This is a genomic window from Pedobacter panaciterrae (assembly GCF_013204795.1).
GTDB classification, from domain to species: Bacteria; Bacteroidota; Bacteroidia; order Sphingobacteriales; family Sphingobacteriaceae; genus Pedobacter; species Pedobacter panaciterrae.
This window is the reverse complement of the sequence record NZ_JABMKW010000017.1, coordinates 468,062-486,285: the sequence shown is the minus strand read 5'-3', so window position 1 is coordinate 486,285 and position 18,224 is coordinate 468,062. Positions and strand designations below refer to the sequence as shown.

The window sequence follows — 18,224 nt, the reverse complement described above, 5'->3', positions numbered from 1 at the left end:
TATGAACGATTCTTTTAGCTTATACATTTTATTGGCTTTACTGGGATGCTTGCTTGCAGGTATTCTTTTCGCCTGGTTATTGTACCGTAAAACGGAACATTTAGATAAACGGCTGCGTTATGGATTGTTCGTTATACGCACCGTTGCAGTAACGGTAATAACTGCATTGCTATTCTTTCCTTTGGTAAGAAGCGTCTCGTATAATCTCGAAAAACCTGTTATTGTTATTGGGCAGGATAATTCTCTGTCGGTTGGAGCTATTGAACCTAATGGCTTTAATAAGCAACAGTATGAGAAGGACATGCAGGCCTTAGCCGATAAGCTGTCGGAAAAGTATGAAGTTAAAGTCTATAATTTCAGTGACAGCGTGAAATCCGGCTATGATTTCAAAAATAAGGGGCAGGTAAGTAACGCTTCGAAGTTCATCAATCAGTTAAACGATGAATTATTAAATCGGAATGTGGGGTCAGTTATTTTGGCCTCAGATGGTATTTTTAATCGCGGGGGAAGCCCACTTTATGATTTAAACAAACTTAAAGCTCCGGTTTATACCGTTGCATTGGGGGATACGATTCCGAAAAAGGATTTAATGATTTCGAACGTAAATCACAACAGCCTGGTTTATCTTGATAATGAATTTACGCTTGAGGTTCAGGTACAAGCCTTTGAAAGTAAGGGTGAAATGTCGAGGGTTTTAGTTATGGAGGGAGGAAAAAAGATTTACAATGAGCAGATTCAGATTAATTCAAATGCATTTGTAAAGAATATTCCTATTAAGTTAAAGGCTTCGAGGTTAGGACTTCAAAAATATACCATTCAACTCAGCCCGTTAAAAAATGAGATATCAGAACGTAACAACGCACAAAGTATTTTTATTGAGGTAATTGATGCAAGGCAAAAAATATTGATTGCCTCTGCTGGCCCGCACCCCGACATTGCAGCATTAAAACAGGCCATTTCCATAAACAAACATTATGATTTGAAAATTGCTTTGGGAGACGATCTGAATGTGATTAATCCAAAGGACTATAGTTTAATTATTCTGTACCAGTTTCCGGCTCTTCAAAATGACGGTGGTACATTTATTAATAAGGTTCAGCAAAGTAATGTGCCGTTGTGGTACATTTTGGGCGCTCAAAGTAATTTGTATGCGTTTAATAAGATGCAAAGTGCTGTAAATTTTAATGGAAGCAATAATACTTTGCAAGAGGCTTTTGCTGTTGCTAATACTGGATTTACTGCCTTTGAAATGAGCGCGACATTCGATAAACAAATTGAAGGATTTGATCCTCTTCAAGCTCCTTTTGGGGAGGTAAGAATAAACGGAACGGCATTAGTGGCTTTAAAACAGCGAATAGGCAAGATTAAGACTGAATCGCCACAATTGTTTTTTATGAACGCCGAGGGGAAAAAAGCAGGTTATTTAATAGGAGAAGGCATATGGCGTTGGAGGTTGGGAGAGGCTCAAAATGATCAGAAGTCAAATGCTTTTAATACTTTAATTTCAAATGCTGTCCAATATGTTTCTGCAAAGGACGATAAGCGTAAGTTTAAAGTTTACACTGCCAAGAACACTTTTGATGAAAATGAAAATGTGCCGATTAATGCAGTTCTTTATAATGATAGTTATGTTTCGGTAAATACACCGGATGTGAGTATTCAAATAAAGAATGAAGAGGGGAAGGTCTATAATTTTCTATTCTCCAGAACAGAAACAGCCTATCAGCTTGATGCAGGGATGTTGCCTGCAGGAAATTATACTTATACAGCCACAACTAACCTTGGGGGTAAAAAACACACTGCGCAAGGAGTTTTTTATGTAAATACACTTGTTGCAGAATATCAGCTAACTATCGCAAATCATCAGCTGCTTAATACAATGGCTATGCAAACGGGCGGTAAGATGTATATGCCGCAGAACTTATCGCAGATTTTAAAAGATATTGAAGCCAATGAACAGGTAAAAACCCTGAGTTACGAAGACCGTAAATATGAGGAATTGATTAACTTTAAGTGGGTGTTTGCATTGATAGTTATGTTGCTAACCCTGGAATGGTTTTTAAGAAAAAGAAACGGAGAAATTTAAGCGCAAAGTATGCAAATAAATACCATGGATGCCATTGAGATCTTGGGGACTATCTCTTTTGCGATATCTGGCTCTTTTGCAGCCATGCAAAGAAGATTAGATCCTTTCGGGGTACTGATCATCGCTTTTGTAACATCTATTGGTGGAGGAACCGTGCGCGATTTGTTGCTAGGGGATACTCCTGTTGCATGGATGAGGGATGTAAATTATTGCTTGTTGATCTTGCTGACCTCAATTGCTACGATCTTTTTTAAAACACATATCAAGAAATTTAAAGTAACTCTTTTTTTGTTCGATTCTTTAGGGCTTGGTCTTTTTACAATGCTGGGTATTCAGAAAGGAATTATTTTTGGTTTAAGTCCGGGTATTTGTATCGCCCTTGGTACCATTACAGGATGCTTTGGAGGTATAATAAGAGATACGCTATTAAATACCATCCCTGTAATATTCAGAAAAGAAGTTTATGCCACCGCCTGCATTATGGGAGGAATATTATATTTTACTCTTCTATATTTTAACTTGAAAGAAGACCTGGCAAAGGTTACCGTAATTGCGTTTATTTTTACAATAAGAATAGTAGTGGTAAGATATAAAGTTACGTTGCCTAAATTCGGCTATTAGTCTTTTGGGGCTTCATTGATGATCACAAAAACGTCTTCATTATCTTTTTTCATAAAGTACTTTTCGCGGGCAAATTTCTCTGCTGTATTTAGATCTGTATTTAATTCGTTAAGATCTTTCTTGACCTTAGCAATTTCCTTTACATAAAAATCCTTTTCCTCCTGAAGCTTGCTTACTTGCGATCTGTATTCGTATTGTGCTATTACATCGTTTTTATCGAAAAATAACATCCATACAACGAATGCAGCTACGCTCAGGAAGTATTTGTTACGTAAAAGTTCTAGAAAACGATTCATATGGACAAATATATAAAATAACACCCGAAGATTTAAAACCTTTGCCTTTTATTCAAATGGGTATTATCCACTTATTAACATGTAGGTTTTAGCTGGTCGTAATTTATGTGTTTCAATAGTAAGGTATTAGATAAAAGATCAGATATTGTATGGAGGTTAATTAATATATGTATGAAAGTAATTCTCTGCTCGTTATTGGTGTTTTGCATTTTTTGTGGCTTTATCGTTGAACACGGGAAAGCGGATAGAAAACCTAGGATCATCTTCGACACAGATATGGGGCCAGATTTTGATGATGTAGGCGCAATAACAGTTTTGCACGCATTGGCTGCTAAAGGCGAATGTGAGATACTTGCTACAGTATCCAGTGATAGCCATGCTTCTGTTGCACCGACTATAGAAATTTTTAATCAATATTTTGGCAAACCCAATATTCCGATAGGCATAGCATCTGCAAAAGCCCCGGGCTTCATAGCCCATAATAATTGGAATGATTCGCTGGTTTTACATTTTCTTAAGAAAAAGCCCACTGAATATCCCAATGCTTTAGAAGTTTATCGAAAAGTATTGGCCAGGCAGGAAGACAATAGCGTAACGATAGTTACAGTTGGCTTTACCTCTAATATAGCAGAGCTTCTCAACTCAAAGCCCGATAAATTTTCCAACCTTTCGGGAATGGACCTTGTTAAAAAGAAAGTGAAAAATTGGGTCGCGATGGCGGGAATTATACCAAATGGGGTTGAATTTAATGTAAATGAACATAAGGAAGCGGCTTATGAAGCTTTTAGTAGATGGCCGAAACCGATATTGCTGAGTGGTTTTGAAATTGGAGATAAGATACTTACAGGTGGAAAAGTGGCAAAGCAAAATATTAGTAAAAATCCTGCCGCATGGGCATATCAATATAACTTAGCAACTTATGATAAAAATCTACTAAGCAATAGGCCATCTTGGGATCAAACAGCAGTTTTATGTGCAGTAAGAAATCCAGAAAAATATTTTTATGTAAACGGTCCAGGGAAGTTTATCGTATATAAAGATGGATCTAATCGATGGGATGCGGATATTAATGCCGGACATTATTTTCTAGCTCATAAATATCCTTATGAAAAGATTTCTACAATAATTGAAGATTTAATGTTGTATGAGCCTGGTAATTGATATTAACAAACAACCCCAATACTTCTGGGTAATGGGGTTGTTTGTTATTGAAATTTTATCTTAAAGTATATATATAAGATATTTATTTCTTTAGGAATTTGAAATCTTTACCAATAAAACGTGCTGCAGCACCTAATTCTTCTTCAATACGTAACAATTGATTGTATTTTGCAATCCTGTCTGAACGAGAAGCTGAACCTGTTTTAATCTGACCACAGTTTAATGCAACTGCAAGATCTGCAATGGTAGTATCTTCAGTTTCACCACTTCTATGACTCATTACTGAGGTATAGCCATTAGTTTGAGCTAAAGAAACAGCATTGATGGTTTCAGTTAATGAACCAATCTGATTTACTTTCACTAAGATTGAATTAGCCGTTTTTTTGTCGATTCCCGATTGCAAGCGAGTTACATTTGTAACAAACAAATCATCACCTACAAGCTGAACTCTATCGCCAATTTTATCAGTTAACATTTTCCAGCCATCCCAATCGTTTTCATCCATTCCATCTTCAATAGAGATAATTGGATATTTTTCGGTTAAAGATGCAAGATAATCAGCTTGCTCAGCACTTGTGCGGATAGCTCCTTTATCACCTTCAAATTTAGTGTAGTCGTATTTACCATCTTTATAGAACTCAGAAGCAGCACAGTCAAATGCTAAAAAGATTTGCTCACCAGCTTTGTAACCTGCTTTTTCAATAGCTTTAATAATGGTTTCAACGGCATCTTCAGTACCATCAAAAGTTGGAGCAAATCCACCTTCGTCACCTACAGCTGTTGAAAGACCTCTGTCATGCAAAATAGCTTTTAAGTTGTGAAATACTTCTGTTCCCCATCTTAACGCTTCAGAGAATGAAGATGCGCCAACAGGCATGATCATAAATTCCTGAAAAGCGATAGGAGCATCAGAGTGAGAACCACCGTTTACGATGTTCATCATCGGGATAGGCAGAATGTTAGCATTAACACCTCCAATATAACGGTATAAAGGCTGACGACTTTCTTGAGCTGCAGCTTTAGCAACCGCTAAAGAAACACCTAAAATAGCATTAGCACCAAGATTTCCTTTGTTTTCTGTTCCATCAAGCTTGATCATTAAGCTATCGATAGCATTTTGTTCAAATACGTCAATACCTTTTAATTCATCAGCAATTTTATCATTCACATTGGCAACGGCCTTTAAAACACCTTTACCTAAGTAAACTTTTTTATCACCATCTCTTAACTCCACAGCTTCGTGCATACCAGTAGAAGCTCCTGATGGTACTGCCGCACGACCAAGGATACCATTTTCTGTAATTACATCTACTTCGATCGTAGGATTGCCGCGGGAGTCAAGTATTTGCCGCGCATGAACATCAATTATTAAACTCATTTTTATTGGTTTTTATTTGTAAATAACCCTTAGTGTAAAATTTACAATTACTAAGGCGATATCCAAAGTTAAAAATTAAACGCAAAAAAGTCGTAATTAATTTAATTACGACTTTTTCATTGGTGAATATTTAATTGTTTTGCTGTTATTGTATTGTTTTTTAGTCAGTTAAGTTTATGTAGTTTCGCTCTTAGCCGCAAAGATAGCTTTATAAACTATTCCGGCTAAAATGGCACCAACTATAGGTGCAACCCAAAATAACCAAAGCTGACTTAGTGCTTCACCGCCAACAAAAAGCGCCTGGCTTGTACTTCTTGCAGGATTAACTGAAGTATTGGTTACAGGTATGCTGATCAGGTGTATTAATGTTAGCCCAAGGCCAATCGCTAATCCGGCAAATCCTTTGGGAGCTCTGTCATCTGTTGCACCTAATATAATGATTAAAAAAATGAAGGTCATTACCACTTCGGTAACCAACGCTGCTGTCATACTATATTTTCCGGGTGATAAATCTCCATAGCCATTGGAAGCAAATCCACCAATAGGATTGCCATTTCCAGTAGCGATAACGTATAACACACCCGCAGCCACAATACCGCCAAGAACCTGTGAAATAATGTAGGGCACCAAATCCTTTCCATCAAAGCGTCCGCCGATCCATAAACCAATTGAAACTGCCGGGTTTAGATGTGCCCCGGAAATATGACCAAGAGCATAAGCAATAGTTACTACTGTTAGTCCGAAGGCGAGTGCTACCCCTGCAAAGCCAATGCCTGCACCTGGATAATTACAGGCTAAAACGGCGCTACCGCAACCGCCAAGTACGAGCCAAAATGTACCGATAAATTCTGCTGCTAGTTTTTTCATACGAGTTTAATTTAGTTTAGTGGTAATGAAGGTTTGGTTTTCTTACTACCTGGTTAATAAATTAATAGAAGAATGTTTGTTTTTATAATGAAATTTAAAAACAATTATTCAATTTTCCTAGGAAAAAGTACAGATTGTCAGAGGATTACTCCCACTTAAACACCTTAACAGCAACGGCATATACGCCGATGCCCCAAATTATCATAATAAGAATCTGATGTTTTACATCCCATAAGCCAGCTCCCTCAAAAGCTACCTTTCTCATGGCATCATTAAGGTAAGTTAAAGGTAATGCACGACTTATTGGTTGAAGCCATGATGGAAATGCATCTATAGAAAAGAAAGTGCCTGACAGCAGAAATTGAGGCAATGTTATAATATTTGAAATCGGGGGTATAGTACTTTCGCTTTTTGCTATTCCGGAAACTACAAAACCAAAGCCCATAAAAACGATGAGGCCCATAATTGCAAGTAAAAGCATATTCAACACCGTGATGATACCGTGAATTAAGGTGAAATGGAAAAAGAAATGGCCAATAAGTATAATAAATACTGCACCACAAAGCGCAAAACCTATTCTTGCAATACCTTCGCCAAATACAATACTTGCCCTGCTAACCGGTGTTGCAAAGAAGCGTTTAATAACTAAGGTTTGTCTTAAACTGAAAAATACAAATGCTGTTCCAAATACACCTGTGCTTAATAAAGAAAAGCCAAGTTGTCCGGGCAGGATAAAATCAATGGTGCGGTAAATTCTACCCTGAACAGTACTTTCATTTAATTGCGCAATGGTAGGTTTTACATCTTTTGAATTTAAAGTATACATCAGGTTGTTTAACACCGATTTAAGTATAGTTCCTTTGTCTAAAGAAGCAGATGTGTATTGAACATTGGCAAGGTAAGCCGGTGTATTATCCTCAGTGTTTTTTTGAACGTTAATAACAGCGTCTATATTTCCTTTCTCAAGTCCTGTTTTTAATTCCGCAGGATCTTTATCCTTTATGATATGAACAACACTGATTTGTTCCAGTGCTTTAATAATAGGATTTTGTAAATCCGATCCTGACGCAATGGCTAAGTCAACCTTAACACCTCCGCGTCCTAAAAAGCCGAAAACAAGAATGAAGATTAGTGGAAAAGCAAGTGTAAAAACAACTGCTGAAGGGCTGCGCATAATAGAACGGAAACTTGCTTTTGCAAGGGCCAGCGTAGCTTTAGTATTATTGTAAGGTTTGCTCATGTTCTTTATTAATTATCCTCGCGCCATTCTTTGCCTGTCAGGTTTATGAAAACGTCCTCGAGGTTGGCCTTTTTAACTTCTTTAGTACGTTCAAAACCACTATTGATCAGATTGTCTATCAGATTATCAGGCGTATCTAAAGCGATGATCTCTCCACGTTCAACAAAAGCAACACGATCACAAAGTTGTTCTGCTTCGTCCATATAGTGTGTGGTGATCACTACTGTTGTTCCGTTATTTCTTATATCAATAATTAAATCCCATAAATTTCGGCGTGCCTGAGGATCTAATCCGGTAGTAGGTTCATCAAGGAAAATAATTTTAGGAGAGTTAATAAGTGTTGTGGCTATAGAAAAACGCTGTTTCTGTCCGCCTGACAGCGCTTTATATTTAGCTTTTGCTTTGTCCTGAAGATTTACCTTTTCAAGCATTTCCATCGGTTTGATGTCTACGCCATACAGACCAGAAAACAATTCCATTAACTCAACCAGATTTAGGTTTGGGTAATAACCGGCTGCCTGTAATTGTACGCCTATAATCCTTTTAATTTTGTTGGCATCTTTGTCTACAGAATAGCCATCAACAATAATCTCTCCTGAAGTTTTTTCGCGAAGGGTCTCGATAATTTCAAGTGTGGTGGTTTTTCCTGCCCCATTTGGCCCTAAAAGACCAAATATTTCATTTTCATAAACTTCAAAGCTAATGCCTTGCACAGCAGTGAAATCGTCATACTTTTTTACCAGTTCTTTTACACTGATAATGGCATTTGTTTTATCCATGTTATAAATGTAAGAAGGTTTAGAGGAATAGAAAACGCTATTCTGCTAAACCTTCTAAAATGTCGGTAAAATGATAATTTTGAACCGGTGAATATTACCAGGCCAATTCGTTCTTAATCATACTTATAAAGTCGTCGAAAAGGTAACGTGAATCATGTGGGCCTGGAGATGATTCAGGGTGGTATTGAACTGAAAATGCTTTTTTGCCTTTCATACGGATACCTTCTATAGACTGATCATTTAAATTAATGTGGGTAATCTCTACCTTTTCTGATTTTCTAACATCTTCAGGGATAACTCCAAAACCATGGTTTTGTGAAGTTACTTCGCAATGATTTTTAATGATATTTTTAACTGGATGATTTAAGCCCCTGTGGCCGTTGAACATTTTCATGGTGCCAATTCCATTTGCTTCTGCAAGTAATTGATGCCCTAAGCATATTCCAAAAAGAGGTTTGTCAGCAGCTAATATTTTTGTAACAGTTTCAATAGCATACGGCATTGCCGAAGGATCACCAGGTCCATTAGAAATAAAATAACCATCAGCACCCCATTTGTCCATTTCCTCGAAAGTAGTTTTAGCAGGGAAAACCTGAACATAAATATCCCTGTCGTCGAAGTTGCGTAAAATGTTTTTCTTGATACCCAAATCTAATGCTGCTATTTTATAGGTAGCATCAGGTGAACCATAGAAATAAGGTGTTTTGGTAGAAACTTTAGAAGATAATTCTAAACCATCCATAGATGGTACCTCGGCTAATTTGCTTTTTAATTCTTCAAGGTCAATGATTTCTGAAGAAATAATTGCATTCATTGCTCCTTTATTTCTGATGTGACGAACCAAAGCGCGTGTATCGATATCAGAAATGCCTACAATATTTTCATTCTGAAAATAATCCTGTATAGACTCAGAAGCTTCTTTACGGCTAAAACCAATGTTATAATTTTTACAAACTAAACCGGCAATTTTTATACTTTCTGATTCAGTTTCGTCTTTGTGGATACCATAATTTCCAATATGTGCATTGGTGGTTACCATAATCTGGGCGAAATAAGAAGGATCCGTAAAAATTTCCTGATATCCTGTCATACCTGTATTAAAACAGATCTCGCCTGTTGTTGTGCCTATTTTTCCAGCGGCTTTACCGTGGTAAACTGTGCCATCAGCCAGTAACAAGATTGCAGGTAACTTGGTGTAATTAGTCATGGTATTTATTAAGAGAAATTATTGGGATAAAAAAAGGAAAAAATGATGGCTCTAGCGCGGCTTTGATGCCGTTTTTGTAGTTAACAAATGTGCTGTTAAGTGACCCCTTCATTTCGGGATACAAAGATACGTTTTTGAGGATTTAAATCAAGATTTTTTTTTAGATTGTTTCGAATGGCATTTGGCAATTATAAATCGCTCTAAGTTTATATAGCACTATATAAACTTAGACAGGCATTAACAAAATGTCACAAAAACGATAAAACTGTCTTTATTTCGAATGTAAAAACTAATTTTGTCGCTACAAAACTATAGAACTATGTCTGTAAACAAAGAGGTTAAACGCATAACCACACATATACTTCAGGAGATGAAGGCTAGTGGAGAGAAAATAGCCATGTTAACCGCTTACGATTATTCGATGGCCACTATTCTTGATGATGCTGGTTTGGATGTATTATTAGTTGGGGACTCTGCATCTAATGTAATGGCTGGACATGAAACCACCTTACCTATCACACTTGATCAGATGATTTATCATGCTCAAGGTGTAGTTAGAGGAGCAAAACGAGCTTTCGTTGTAGTCGATCTGCCTTTTGGTAGCTATCAGGGAAATTCTAAAGAAGCACTTAATTCTGCTATCAGGATCATGAAAGAATCTGGGGCACACGGCGTAAAGCTTGAAGGTGGAACAGAAGTAGCAGAGTCAATATCGCGCATCATTACGGCCGGAATTCCTGTTATGGGGCACCTTGGATTAACACCTCAGTCTATTTATAAGTTCGGAACTTATACTGTAAGAGCAAAAGATGAAGATGAAGCAGAGAAGTTAAAAACTGATGCAATTGCGCTTCAGGAGGCTGGTTGTTTTGCTATTGTGCTTGAAAAAATACCAGCAAAATTAGCTAAAGTAGTTTCTGAAAGTTTACAAATTCCTACTATAGGTATTGGTGCGGGCCCTGATTGCGATGGTCAGGTCTTGGTTGTTAATGATATGATTGGTTTAACAAAAGGTTTTAAGCCTCGCTTCTTGCGTCAATATGTAAATCTGTATGATGGTATATTGGGAGCTGCACAGTCGTACATTAAAGATGTGAAAGCAAAGGATTTCCCGAACGAAAAGGAGCAGTATTAATGCCGGTAACTGATAAAGATGTGCTTTACGAGGACAATCACCTTATAGCGGTACTGAAACGCGCAGGTGATATTGTGCAGATTGATGAAACTGGAGATGAGCCTCTTGATGAGCAGGTTAAAAAATATCTTGCTAAAAAGTATAATAAACCTAATAGTGCTTTTTTGGGTGTTGTGCACCGTTTAGACAGGCCCGTTAGTGGAGTAATACTTTTTGCTAAAACAAGCAAGGCATTAGAGCGGATGAATGCAGTATTCAAAAATCGCGAAGTAAAAAAAACGTATTGGGCCATTGTTAGGAATAAGCCTGCTAAAGCTTCAGGTACACTTGTTCATTGGTTAGTAAAAAACCCTCAAAAAAATATTGTTACTCCGCATAATGTTGAAGTTCCCGGAAGTCAGCGTTCGGAATTAAGTTATAGGTTAATAGGGGAACTTGGTGGTTATTACCTGATTGAAGTTGATCCGCTTACCGGGCGTTCTCATCAAATAAGAGTACAGCTATCTACTTTAGGATGTCCTATTGTTGGTGATAACAAATATGGTTATCCCAGAGGAAGCAGAAAGGGTAGTATCTGCTTACATGCGCGTAGATTGCAATTTATTCATCCAGTAAAAAAAGAGCCTGTAAATATTTTTGCTAAGCTACCTGTTGATGGTTTTTGGGAACGCTTTGAAAATTTTTAGCCTATTTACAATCTGTTAAAGAAAATACTATTGCGTCTCCAAATTTTAATTTTGATCTGTCTTTAAATACAGTTTTGCCGTTTTTCTCTTCTACTTCGCCAAAGCCCTCATATAGTTTTCTGTCTCTTTTTAAAAATACAACTTCTCTGGTTGAGCGCATCCCTTCCGAATCGAAATTGTATTCTGCTAGAATTGTGTCGCCTTTAACCTCTCCTGAAATGGTCCCCTTGTTACTATCTTTTTCAAATAGACTATAACTCAAATCACCGGTCAATTCGTCATTTTCTGTGTTTATTTTAAGTTTGGCAGTATCTCTGTTTTTAGTGTAGATATAGCACTCAGATATTTTTTCCTGAACAGGTACAGATGGTGTTAGAGAAGTGTCCATGGATGTTACTGAAGTACTGTCGACACTTTTATCATCAGTATTGCTGCTATTACAAGCGGAGGCAAGTAGTGCAATGCCTGTTAAAAGTAGAAGTGATTTTTTCATAATGATATTGGTTGGAATTATTTATCTACAATAGCCTTGCCAAAAGCCAATACGGCTGAGCATTTAGTTTATTCGGGAGAGTTATTGTTTTATCGTCGTCCGTATATTTATGATAGTAAAATCATTTATAAATCAAACTACAGTATGGATCAATTATCCCGCCGTCAATGGCTAGGAAGAGTTTCTGTGCCCGCACTTACGGTAGCCGGAGCTTCGTTAATTAGTGCAAAGATACCCCAGGCAGAAAGCAGAACAGATGTTTACAATATCAGAGATTTTGGAGCTAAAGGAGACGGCAAGGTGCTCGATACAAATGCTATTCAGAATGCTATAAATACTTGTAGTGATAATAAAGGGGGTGTGGTGATGATCCCTGCCGGCGTATTTCTGTCGGGAACTCTGGAGCTTAAATCTAATGTAACTTTGCACCTTTCTGCAGAAGCAAAACTTTTGGGAAGTCCTAAAAGAGAGGATTATACAGCAGGAAAAGGAATTCCCGAAGGAAATGGGAATATTGTATTCTTATATGCCGTAAATGCTGAAAGACTTAGTATAGAAGGCAAGGGGACTATAGATGGAAATGGTCTCGCATTTTATACAGGAAAGGGCGACAATACCGGGCCTGGACAAAACGGAGTAAACGGCAATTTTGATCGGCCTCATCTCTTAATATTTTACCAGTGTACTAACTTGCGGATGGATGATGTTTTTATGGCTGCCAGCGCATATCATTGCGTGCGATTATTGAAGTGCAAACATGCGTATATTGATGGTGTACGGATTTACAACCGGGTAAATAAAAATAATGATGGCTTTCATTTCAATAGCTGTCAATATGTTCATTTGATTAACAGTGATGTTCAGTGCCAGGACGATGCCTGTGCCTTATTTGGTAGCAATAAGTTCGTTACAGTAACTAATTGTAGTTTCAGTACACGATGGTCAATATTTCGTTTTGGGGGTGGTGAATCACAAAATATTGCTATTACTAACTGCCTTATTTATGATACTTATGGTTGTGCAATAAAGATCAGTGCCGGTGTTGCAGGTATACAGAACTTTAGCTTCTCAAATATAGTTATGGAAAATGTAACCGGTCCAATCGGTATTGGCTTCAGCGGGGTAAATAGTAATAAAAATGCAGAAAATAATCAACTTGCCGGGAAACCCTATCTCCGAAATATTTCATTTAATAACATAAGGGCTAATGTTGTAGCATTGCCAGTTCCTCATCCTGACATTCATTTTGATTTACATACATGGGAGGGTGAAAAAAACTCCTGCATTACCTTGAATGCAATGGGCGAATATTATATTGAAGACATCAGTTTTACCGATGTTCATATAAAGTATGCGGGTGGGGGAACTGCAGAACAGGCAGAAAAGCGAGACGTGCCCAATATTGTAGCTGAATATTTTGGTGTATGGGACAAAACACCAGGTGGGCCGCCAGCTTATGGTTTATATGCCCGAAACGTAAAAGGCTTAAGCTTGCATAATGTGCGGTTTGAGTTTGAGAAGAATGACCTTCGGCCTGCTGTAGTTTTTGATAATGTTCAGGATGTTTCTATAAATGGCTTAAGTTTGCAAGGAAGTTTAGATGCTCCTTCATTGCTTCGGATCACAAATTCCAAAGATATATTGCTTACAGGTGTCCGTGTTTTAAGCCCCTGTAAAGTATTGCTTAGTTTGGAAGGGACAGGTAACGAGTTCGTTAATATAGATGGGGGCGAATTAAGAAAAGCCAAACAGCAGGTAGTTTACCTTAACGGGGCAAATGAGAAGTCGGTTAAAGTTAGGCTATAAAAGGTTTGCGGGAATAAGTTGGTACTACATATTAAGCAAGAATCAGATTTTATTGTATAAACAAATGAATACTTTTGAGATATGAATAAACAAGTCATATCTATTGAAGTCCCTAGGAATTTTGATTTCGAAGAGTGTTTGTGGTTTTTGGATAGAAACTTTGACGATTGCATGCACAAAGTAGATGCAGATCAGGTTATAAAGGTTATTGAAATTGAGGGTCGCCAGTTATTGGTTAGCGTAGCCTTTTATGAAGGTAAATTGCTGATCGAAGTACTTGTAGGAGATCTGGAAGAAAACGGTGTAAAAAAGCTCAAACAATTTGTATCTGATTGGTTTGACCTTGAAAAAGATATGGAATCCTTTTATCGATTAGTAAAAAATGATGAAAGGCTAGCTTATATGATAACAGCATATAGCGGGTTAAGATTAATAGGTATTCCTAATTTATTTGAAGCTATTTGTTGGGCAATAATAGGGCAGCAGATCAATCTCACTTTTGCATATAGATTAAAAAGACGACTGGTAGAAAAGTACGGAACTTATATTCCTTTTAATGGTGTCAATTATTATGTGTTTCCAGATTGCAAGGTCCTTGCGGAACTTTTTATAGATGATTTGAGAGAAATGCAATTCTCAAGAAGTAAAGCCGAATACCTGATTATTATTGCTAAGGCATTTGCCAGTGGAGAAATGAGCAAAGATAATTTACTTGCTTTGCCGGACCTTAACGCAAGACAAAAAGCATTGAATAGTATAAAGGGCATAGGTGTGTGGACTGCCAACTATGCCCTTATGAAATCTTTAAAGGAACATTCATGTGTTCCTTATGGCGATGCAGGGCTTTTAAATTCTTTGTTAAACCATAATATCATTACAGATAAAAAACAGCATGAGGAAATTCAGGCATTTTTTAGAAATTATCCTGGATGGGAGAGTTATCTGGTGTTTTATCTTTGGAGAAGTCTTGCAAATAAAGAATAAGGTCTTTTATTCTTGAGAATTTGTTTTTGCAGCCTCCCATCCTATTATTGCTGTTTTACGGGAACTACCCCAATGATACTGCCCAAATTCTCCTGTGGATTTAATGACTCTGTGGCATGGAATCAAAAAAGCAACGGGATTGTTCCCAATAGCTGAGCCCACTGCTCTATTGGCTTTTGGATTGTTAATTGCAGATGCGATGGTAGCATAGGTAGATAAATCTCCCATAGGAACCTTTAACAAGGTTTCCCATACTTTTATTTGAAAAGTTGTGCCCTTTAAATGAAGTTTAATTTCATTTAGTCTGCTCCAGTCCTGAGTAAAGATGTAAAGTGCATTCTGCTGTATCATATCCAATAGCTGACAATACTTAGCATTAGGGAATGTGCTTTTTAACATTGTTAATGCCTCTATCTGGTCATCAGCAAAAGCCATATAGCAAATTCCTTTTTTTGTTGATGCGACTATTAGAGATCCGAAAGGGCTTTCTGCATAGCTATAGTTTATGGTAAGCTGTTCCCCTCCATTTTTAAATTCACCCGGAGTCATTCCTTCTATATTTATGAAGAGATCGTGCAGACGACTGGTGCCTGATAATCCTGTCTCATAGGCTGCATCAAATAAGGTTGTTTCTTTATCTTTAAGGATGCTTTTTGCGTATTCAATAGAAAGGTACTGCAGGAATTTCTTTGGAGTAACGCCTGCCCATTCTTTAAACATCCGTTGAAAATGAAATGGACTCAGGTTAATATGCTCAGCAACTTGATCTAGCGAAGGTTGTTGTTTAAAATTTAATTTTAAATATGCTATCGCCTCGGCAATTCTGTTGTAATCAATTTGGCTTAATGTTTCCATGATCTTTAATTTAATATAACAAAATTACGCTGATAAGCCAGACAATAAAACCCGAAACTTGCTAATCATTAAATTATGGTGGCCCGCTGTAACTGGCAACAACAGGCTTTGTGTTAGGTACTGGATGTCCGGCTTTAGAGTGCCGATTGTTCGGCAAAAGTACCTGTTTTGCGAAGTAAAGTCGAAGCATCGTCGAACAAGCATCGATCTAGCACGGATCCTGGTATTTGGAATTTACAATTATTACCCTACCTTTGTACTGTAATAATTTTAGTTACAGAATGAATAACTCGAGATTTGCTATTTCTTTACATATACTTACTTTACTTGAAAGGGCTAAGGGTGAACTGTTGTCATCAGAATTTATGGCCGGAAGTATAAATATAAATCCAGTATTGGTAAGAAAGGAATTAAGTAATTTAAGGAATCATGGATTTGTTGATAGTAAAGAGGGAAAAAATGGGGGGAGCTATTTAAGTAAATCTGCAAAAGAGATTAATCTGGCAGATATTTATAAGGCAGTAAAACAAAATAATTTGCTAGGTATTTCTAAGAATACACCTAATCCGCAATGTTCTGTAGGTAAACAAATGAATACACATTTGAATAACTTGTATAATTCGACAGAGCAGGCATTAGTAAAAGAACTTTCGTCTCAAACACTTGCGGATTTCAGCAATCATTTTGATTGATTTTTTTATATATAACTGTAATGAAAAATGTTACAATAACATTTAAAAATAAATAAGGATATGAAAACAGCATTAATTGGCGCAAGTGGTTTCGTAGGAACCGCCATTTTAGAAGAATTACTTAATCGCGGGCATGAGGTTACCGCTATTGTACGGAGTCCTGAAAAGATTAAAATTGACAACAATAATTTGTTTGTTAAAGGTGTTGATGTAAATGATACATTGGCTTTAATAGAAACATTAAAAGGAAGTGATGCAGTAATCAGTGCATACAATAGCGGATGGACAAACCCGAATCTGTACCACGACTTTATAGCAGGTTCCGAGGCCATTCAAAAAGCTGTTAAAGCATCTGGAGTGGATCGCCTAATTGTTGTTGGAGGTGCAGGTAGCTTGGAAATTGATGGTAAACAATTAGTTGACGGACCTGATTTTCCTGCGGATTATAAAGCCGGTGCTACTGCGGCCAGAGATTATTTAACTTCACTTAAACAAGAGGAATATTTGCAATGGAGTTTCTTTAGCCCTGCTATTGAAATGCACCCCGGCATTACAACCGGTCGAACTGGTAAATATCGTTTAGGAACAAATAGCCCTGTGTTTAATGAAGATGGTAGAAGTACTTTGTCGGTTCAGGATTTGGCAATGGCAATTGTTGATGAACTAGAAAATAACAAACATCCTCGTCAGCGTTTTACAGCTGGCTACTAATTTAGGCTACTAATTTAAAACTATAAGGTGCGTTTTTTTGCTCACCTTATAGTTTATAAGATGTATTGATATTAGATAATTACTAGTAAATGGCTAGATATAATCTTACTTTTGCGCCATATTTTAAAGAGCAATGCCGAGAAAGAGAATCAGGAAGCACTATCGTAGGGCAAGGTATGTATTATATCGTGAAACTTTAATTGATGCTAAAGAGCACATTTTAACTTTTATTGGGTCATTTATTGGGATAGGCTTAATAGGATTGTTAAATAGCAAGTATCTGGTGGCCAATGATAATTTGTATCTGATAGGTTCTTTTGGCGCGTCTTCAGTATTAATTTACGGCATTGTTAATAGTCCCCTGGCACAACCAAGAAATTTAATAGGTGGTCATTTGATTTCGGCAATAATTGGAGTAACAATTGCTAAATTTTTTCCTGGCGAGAGTTGGCTGGCTTGTGCCTTAGCTGTATCGATATCTATAGTTGCAATGCAAATCACCAAAACATTGCATCCTCCTGGTGGAGCAACAGCATTAATAGCCGTAATTGGCAGCGAAAAAATTAAGGCCTTAGGTTATATGTACGTATTATCTCCAGTATTATCGGGGATAATGATTCTATTTTTAGTAGCGTTGATATTTAATAATTTAAGACATAGAAGATATCCTACTCAGAGCATATTTAAAAAATAAGCTAATTAAATACAGACCGTTGTTCCAGTTTCTTTAGCGTTTCTAATGCTTCATCTGGTTTATTAGTCCCAATTAATAGTCTGGATCCATTTTTTAAAACCAGTTGTATGCCTTTGTTTCCAGAAACGTTAAACGCCATTCCTTTGGTTAGGAAACCAAATCTAAATCCCCAGCCACCATATTCGGTAATAGGATCATATTGCCTCACAGAAAATCTTTGAATATTATCCCAGGAATATTTTTTCAAAGTTAAATGGAAGGGGAAAAAACGTACATAAATGCCATCTTTTTTAATATAGGTTTCTAGTTTTAATGTTAAAACTGCAAGTGTAAACAATAGCATTAAGCCAGAGGCTATTAGCAACTGCATGTTACTCATAGAGTTGTCATCAAATGATTTTCTTTGAAAAACCTGATAAAAAACGCCGTAAAAGAATATTGAGTTAGCTCCAATAAGGATTGCCCAAATCCATTTTTGCCCAAATCGCTGTTTTTCTGAAAATAGAGTTTCGTTGTTAGGATTCATGTTTCAT

General features: G+C 37.0%; 19 protein-coding genes. 10 read left to right on the top strand and 9 right to left on the bottom strand.

Annotation, left to right across the window (positions count from 1 at the left end):
- The first annotated feature begins 1 nt into the window (after position 1).
- Both HQN86_RS13475 and HQN86_RS13470 read left to right on the top strand, forming a co-directional pair.
- Positions 2-2,086 (top strand): hypothetical protein, encoded by a 2,085-nt coding sequence (locus tag HQN86_RS13475; protein WP_172661466.1) that lies wholly within the window; start codon positions 2-4, stop codon positions 2,084-2,086.
- Between the two features lie 9 nt (positions 2,087-2,095).
- On the top strand, positions 2,096-2,707 hold the full coding sequence (locus HQN86_RS13470) for a trimeric intracellular cation channel family protein (protein ID WP_172661465.1): 612 nt from the start codon (positions 2,096-2,098) through the stop codon (positions 2,705-2,707).
- Here HQN86_RS13470 and HQN86_RS13465 read toward each other — a convergent pair.
- A complete protein-coding gene (locus HQN86_RS13465; RefSeq protein WP_172661464.1) occupies positions 2,704-3,003 on the bottom strand; it encodes an FtsB family cell division protein in 300 nt (99 codons plus the stop codon). The two genes, HQN86_RS13470 and HQN86_RS13465, sit on opposite strands and share 4 nt — an antisense overlap.
- A 171-nt stretch (positions 3,004-3,174) precedes the next feature.
- On the opposite strand from HQN86_RS13465, the gene HQN86_RS13460 reads away from it, so the two are divergent.
- Positions 3,175-4,164 carry a nucleoside hydrolase gene (locus tag HQN86_RS13460; protein WP_172661463.1) on the top strand — a complete coding sequence of 330 codons (990 nt, stop codon included), beginning with the start codon at positions 3,175-3,177 and terminating at the stop codon, positions 4,162-4,164.
- A gap of 82 nt (positions 4,165-4,246) precedes the next feature.
- On the opposite strand, the gene eno is transcribed toward HQN86_RS13460, so the two are convergent.
- From eno to carA, 5 genes are all read right to left on the bottom strand, one after another.
- Complete coding sequence (gene eno, locus HQN86_RS13455; protein WP_172661462.1) at positions 4,247-5,542, bottom strand: phosphopyruvate hydratase; 1,296 nt, start codon at positions 5,540-5,542, stop codon at positions 4,247-4,249.
- 174 nt (positions 5,543-5,716) lie between these two features.
- Complete coding sequence (gene aqpZ / locus HQN86_RS13450; protein ID WP_172661461.1) at positions 5,717-6,409, bottom strand: aquaporin Z; 693 nt, start codon at positions 6,407-6,409, stop codon at positions 5,717-5,719.
- A gap of 145 nt (positions 6,410-6,554) precedes the next feature.
- A complete protein-coding gene (locus HQN86_RS13445) occupies positions 6,555-7,649 on the bottom strand; it encodes an ABC transporter permease (protein ID WP_172661460.1) in 1,095 nt (364 codons plus the stop codon).
- An 8-nt stretch (positions 7,650-7,657) separates the two neighbouring features.
- Complete coding sequence (locus tag HQN86_RS13440; protein WP_172661459.1) at positions 7,658-8,428, bottom strand: ABC transporter ATP-binding protein; 771 nt, start codon at positions 8,426-8,428, stop codon at positions 7,658-7,660.
- Positions 8,429-8,522: 94 nt separating this feature from the next.
- On the bottom strand, positions 8,523-9,635 hold the full coding sequence (gene carA, locus HQN86_RS13435) for a glutamine-hydrolyzing carbamoyl-phosphate synthase small subunit (protein WP_172661458.1): 1,113 nt from the start codon (positions 9,633-9,635) through the stop codon (positions 8,523-8,525).
- Between the two features lie 319 nt (positions 9,636-9,954).
- Here carA and panB point away from each other — a divergent pair, with 319 nt between their 5' ends.
- Together panB and HQN86_RS13425 are read left to right on the top strand one after the other, a co-directional pair.
- Positions 9,955-10,770: a 3-methyl-2-oxobutanoate hydroxymethyltransferase gene (gene panB, locus HQN86_RS13430; protein WP_172661457.1), complete on the top strand. Its 816-nt coding sequence runs from the start codon at positions 9,955-9,957 to the stop codon at positions 10,768-10,770.
- Positions 10,770-11,456 carry an RluA family pseudouridine synthase gene (locus HQN86_RS13425; protein WP_172661456.1) on the top strand — a complete coding sequence of 229 codons (687 nt, stop codon included), beginning with the start codon at positions 10,770-10,772 and terminating at the stop codon, positions 11,454-11,456. Before panB ends, HQN86_RS13425 begins: the two co-directional genes overlap by 1 nt.
- Before the next feature lies 1 nt (position 11,457).
- Here HQN86_RS13425 and HQN86_RS13420 read toward each other — a convergent pair whose 3' ends face one another.
- Positions 11,458-11,949, bottom strand: coding sequence for a hypothetical protein (locus tag HQN86_RS13420; protein ID WP_172661455.1), 492 nt, complete (start codon positions 11,947-11,949; stop codon positions 11,458-11,460).
- A 144-nt stretch (positions 11,950-12,093) separates the two neighbouring features.
- Between HQN86_RS13420 and HQN86_RS13415 the strand changes: the two genes are divergently transcribed.
- Both HQN86_RS13415 and HQN86_RS13410 read left to right on the top strand, forming a co-directional pair.
- A complete protein-coding gene (locus HQN86_RS13415; RefSeq protein WP_172661454.1) occupies positions 12,094-13,755 on the top strand; it encodes a glycoside hydrolase family 28 protein in 1,662 nt (553 codons plus the stop codon).
- A gap of 81 nt (positions 13,756-13,836) precedes the next feature.
- Positions 13,837-14,739: a DNA-3-methyladenine glycosylase family protein gene (locus HQN86_RS13410; protein ID WP_172661453.1), complete on the top strand. Its 903-nt coding sequence runs from the start codon at positions 13,837-13,839 to the stop codon at positions 14,737-14,739.
- A 6-nt stretch (positions 14,740-14,745) separates the two neighbouring features.
- Here HQN86_RS13410 and HQN86_RS13405 read toward each other — a convergent pair whose 3' ends face one another.
- Entirely contained in the window at positions 14,746-15,594 is an 849-nt protein-coding gene (locus tag HQN86_RS13405; protein ID WP_172661452.1) for a bifunctional helix-turn-helix domain-containing protein/methylated-DNA--[protein]-cysteine S-methyltransferase, read from the bottom strand.
- A gap of 281 nt (positions 15,595-15,875) precedes the next feature.
- Here HQN86_RS13405 and HQN86_RS13400 point away from each other — a divergent pair, with 281 nt between their 5' ends.
- From HQN86_RS13400 to HQN86_RS13390, 3 genes are all read left to right on the top strand, one after another.
- Positions 15,876-16,286 carry an RrF2 family transcriptional regulator gene (locus HQN86_RS13400; protein WP_172661451.1) on the top strand — a complete coding sequence of 137 codons (411 nt, stop codon included), beginning with the start codon at positions 15,876-15,878 and terminating at the stop codon, positions 16,284-16,286.
- A 60-nt stretch (positions 16,287-16,346) separates the two neighbouring features.
- On the top strand, positions 16,347-16,997 hold the full coding sequence (locus HQN86_RS13395) for an NAD(P)-dependent oxidoreductase (protein WP_172661450.1): 651 nt from the start codon (positions 16,347-16,349) through the stop codon (positions 16,995-16,997).
- A gap of 133 nt (positions 16,998-17,130) precedes the next feature.
- The gene (locus HQN86_RS13390) at positions 17,131-17,691 is read left to right on the top strand and encodes an HPP family protein (protein ID WP_172661449.1); all 561 of its coding nucleotides are present in this window, start codon (positions 17,131-17,133) and stop codon (positions 17,689-17,691) included.
- 1 nt (position 17,692) lies between these two features.
- On the opposite strand, the gene HQN86_RS13385 is transcribed toward HQN86_RS13390, so the two are convergent.
- On the bottom strand, positions 17,693-18,217 hold the full coding sequence (locus tag HQN86_RS13385; RefSeq protein ID WP_172661448.1) for a DUF6141 family protein: 525 nt from the start codon (positions 18,215-18,217) through the stop codon (positions 17,693-17,695).
- Positions 18,218-18,224 lie beyond the last annotated feature (7 nt).

What these genes read in the sequence shown, in the direction of transcription:
- carA (WP_172661458.1), bottom strand. Translation starts at nt 9,635, where the DNA reads ATGACTAATTACACCAAGTTACCTGCAATCTTGTTACTGGCTGATGGC.
- HQN86_RS13415 (WP_172661454.1), top strand. Translation starts at nt 12,094, where the DNA reads ATGGATCAATTATCCCGCCGTCAATGGCTAGGAAGAGTTTCTGTGCCC.
- HQN86_RS13460 (WP_172661463.1), top strand. Translation starts at nt 3,175, where the DNA reads ATGAAAGTAATTCTCTGCTCGTTATTGGTGTTTTGCATTTTTTGTGGC.
- HQN86_RS13395 (WP_172661450.1), top strand. Translation starts at nt 16,347, where the DNA reads ATGAAAACAGCATTAATTGGCGCAAGTGGTTTCGTAGGAACCGCCATT.
- HQN86_RS13440 (WP_172661459.1), bottom strand. Translation starts at nt 8,428, where the DNA reads ATGGATAAAACAAATGCCATTATCAGTGTAAAAGAACTGGTAAAAAAG.
- HQN86_RS13390 (WP_172661449.1), top strand. Translation starts at nt 17,131, where the DNA reads ATGCCGAGAAAGAGAATCAGGAAGCACTATCGTAGGGCAAGGTATGTA.
- HQN86_RS13475 (WP_172661466.1), top strand. Translation starts at nt 2, where the DNA reads ATGAACGATTCTTTTAGCTTATACATTTTATTGGCTTTACTGGGATGC.
- HQN86_RS13400 (WP_172661451.1), top strand. Translation starts at nt 15,876, where the DNA reads ATGAATAACTCGAGATTTGCTATTTCTTTACATATACTTACTTTACTT.
- HQN86_RS13470 (WP_172661465.1), top strand. Translation starts at nt 2,096, where the DNA reads ATGCAAATAAATACCATGGATGCCATTGAGATCTTGGGGACTATCTCT.
- HQN86_RS13465 (WP_172661464.1), bottom strand. Translation starts at nt 3,003, where the DNA reads ATGAATCGTTTTCTAGAACTTTTACGTAACAAATACTTCCTGAGCGTA.
- HQN86_RS13410 (WP_172661453.1), top strand. Translation starts at nt 13,837, where the DNA reads ATGAATAAACAAGTCATATCTATTGAAGTCCCTAGGAATTTTGATTTC.
- aqpZ (WP_172661461.1), bottom strand. Translation starts at nt 6,409, where the DNA reads ATGAAAAAACTAGCAGCAGAATTTATCGGTACATTTTGGCTCGTACTT.
- HQN86_RS13420 (WP_172661455.1), bottom strand. Translation starts at nt 11,949, where the DNA reads ATGAAAAAATCACTTCTACTTTTAACAGGCATTGCACTACTTGCCTCC.
- panB (WP_172661457.1), top strand. Translation starts at nt 9,955, where the DNA reads ATGTCTGTAAACAAAGAGGTTAAACGCATAACCACACATATACTTCAG.
- eno (WP_172661462.1), bottom strand. Translation starts at nt 5,542, where the DNA reads ATGAGTTTAATAATTGATGTTCATGCGCGGCAAATACTTGACTCCCGC.
- HQN86_RS13385 (WP_172661448.1), bottom strand. Translation starts at nt 18,217, where the DNA reads ATGAATCCTAACAACGAAACTCTATTTTCAGAAAAACAGCGATTTGGG.
- HQN86_RS13425 (WP_172661456.1), top strand. Translation starts at nt 10,770, where the DNA reads ATGCCGGTAACTGATAAAGATGTGCTTTACGAGGACAATCACCTTATA.
- HQN86_RS13405 (WP_172661452.1), bottom strand. Translation starts at nt 15,594, where the DNA reads ATGGAAACATTAAGCCAAATTGATTACAACAGAATTGCCGAGGCGATA.
- HQN86_RS13445 (WP_172661460.1), bottom strand. Translation starts at nt 7,649, where the DNA reads ATGAGCAAACCTTACAATAATACTAAAGCTACGCTGGCCCTTGCAAAA.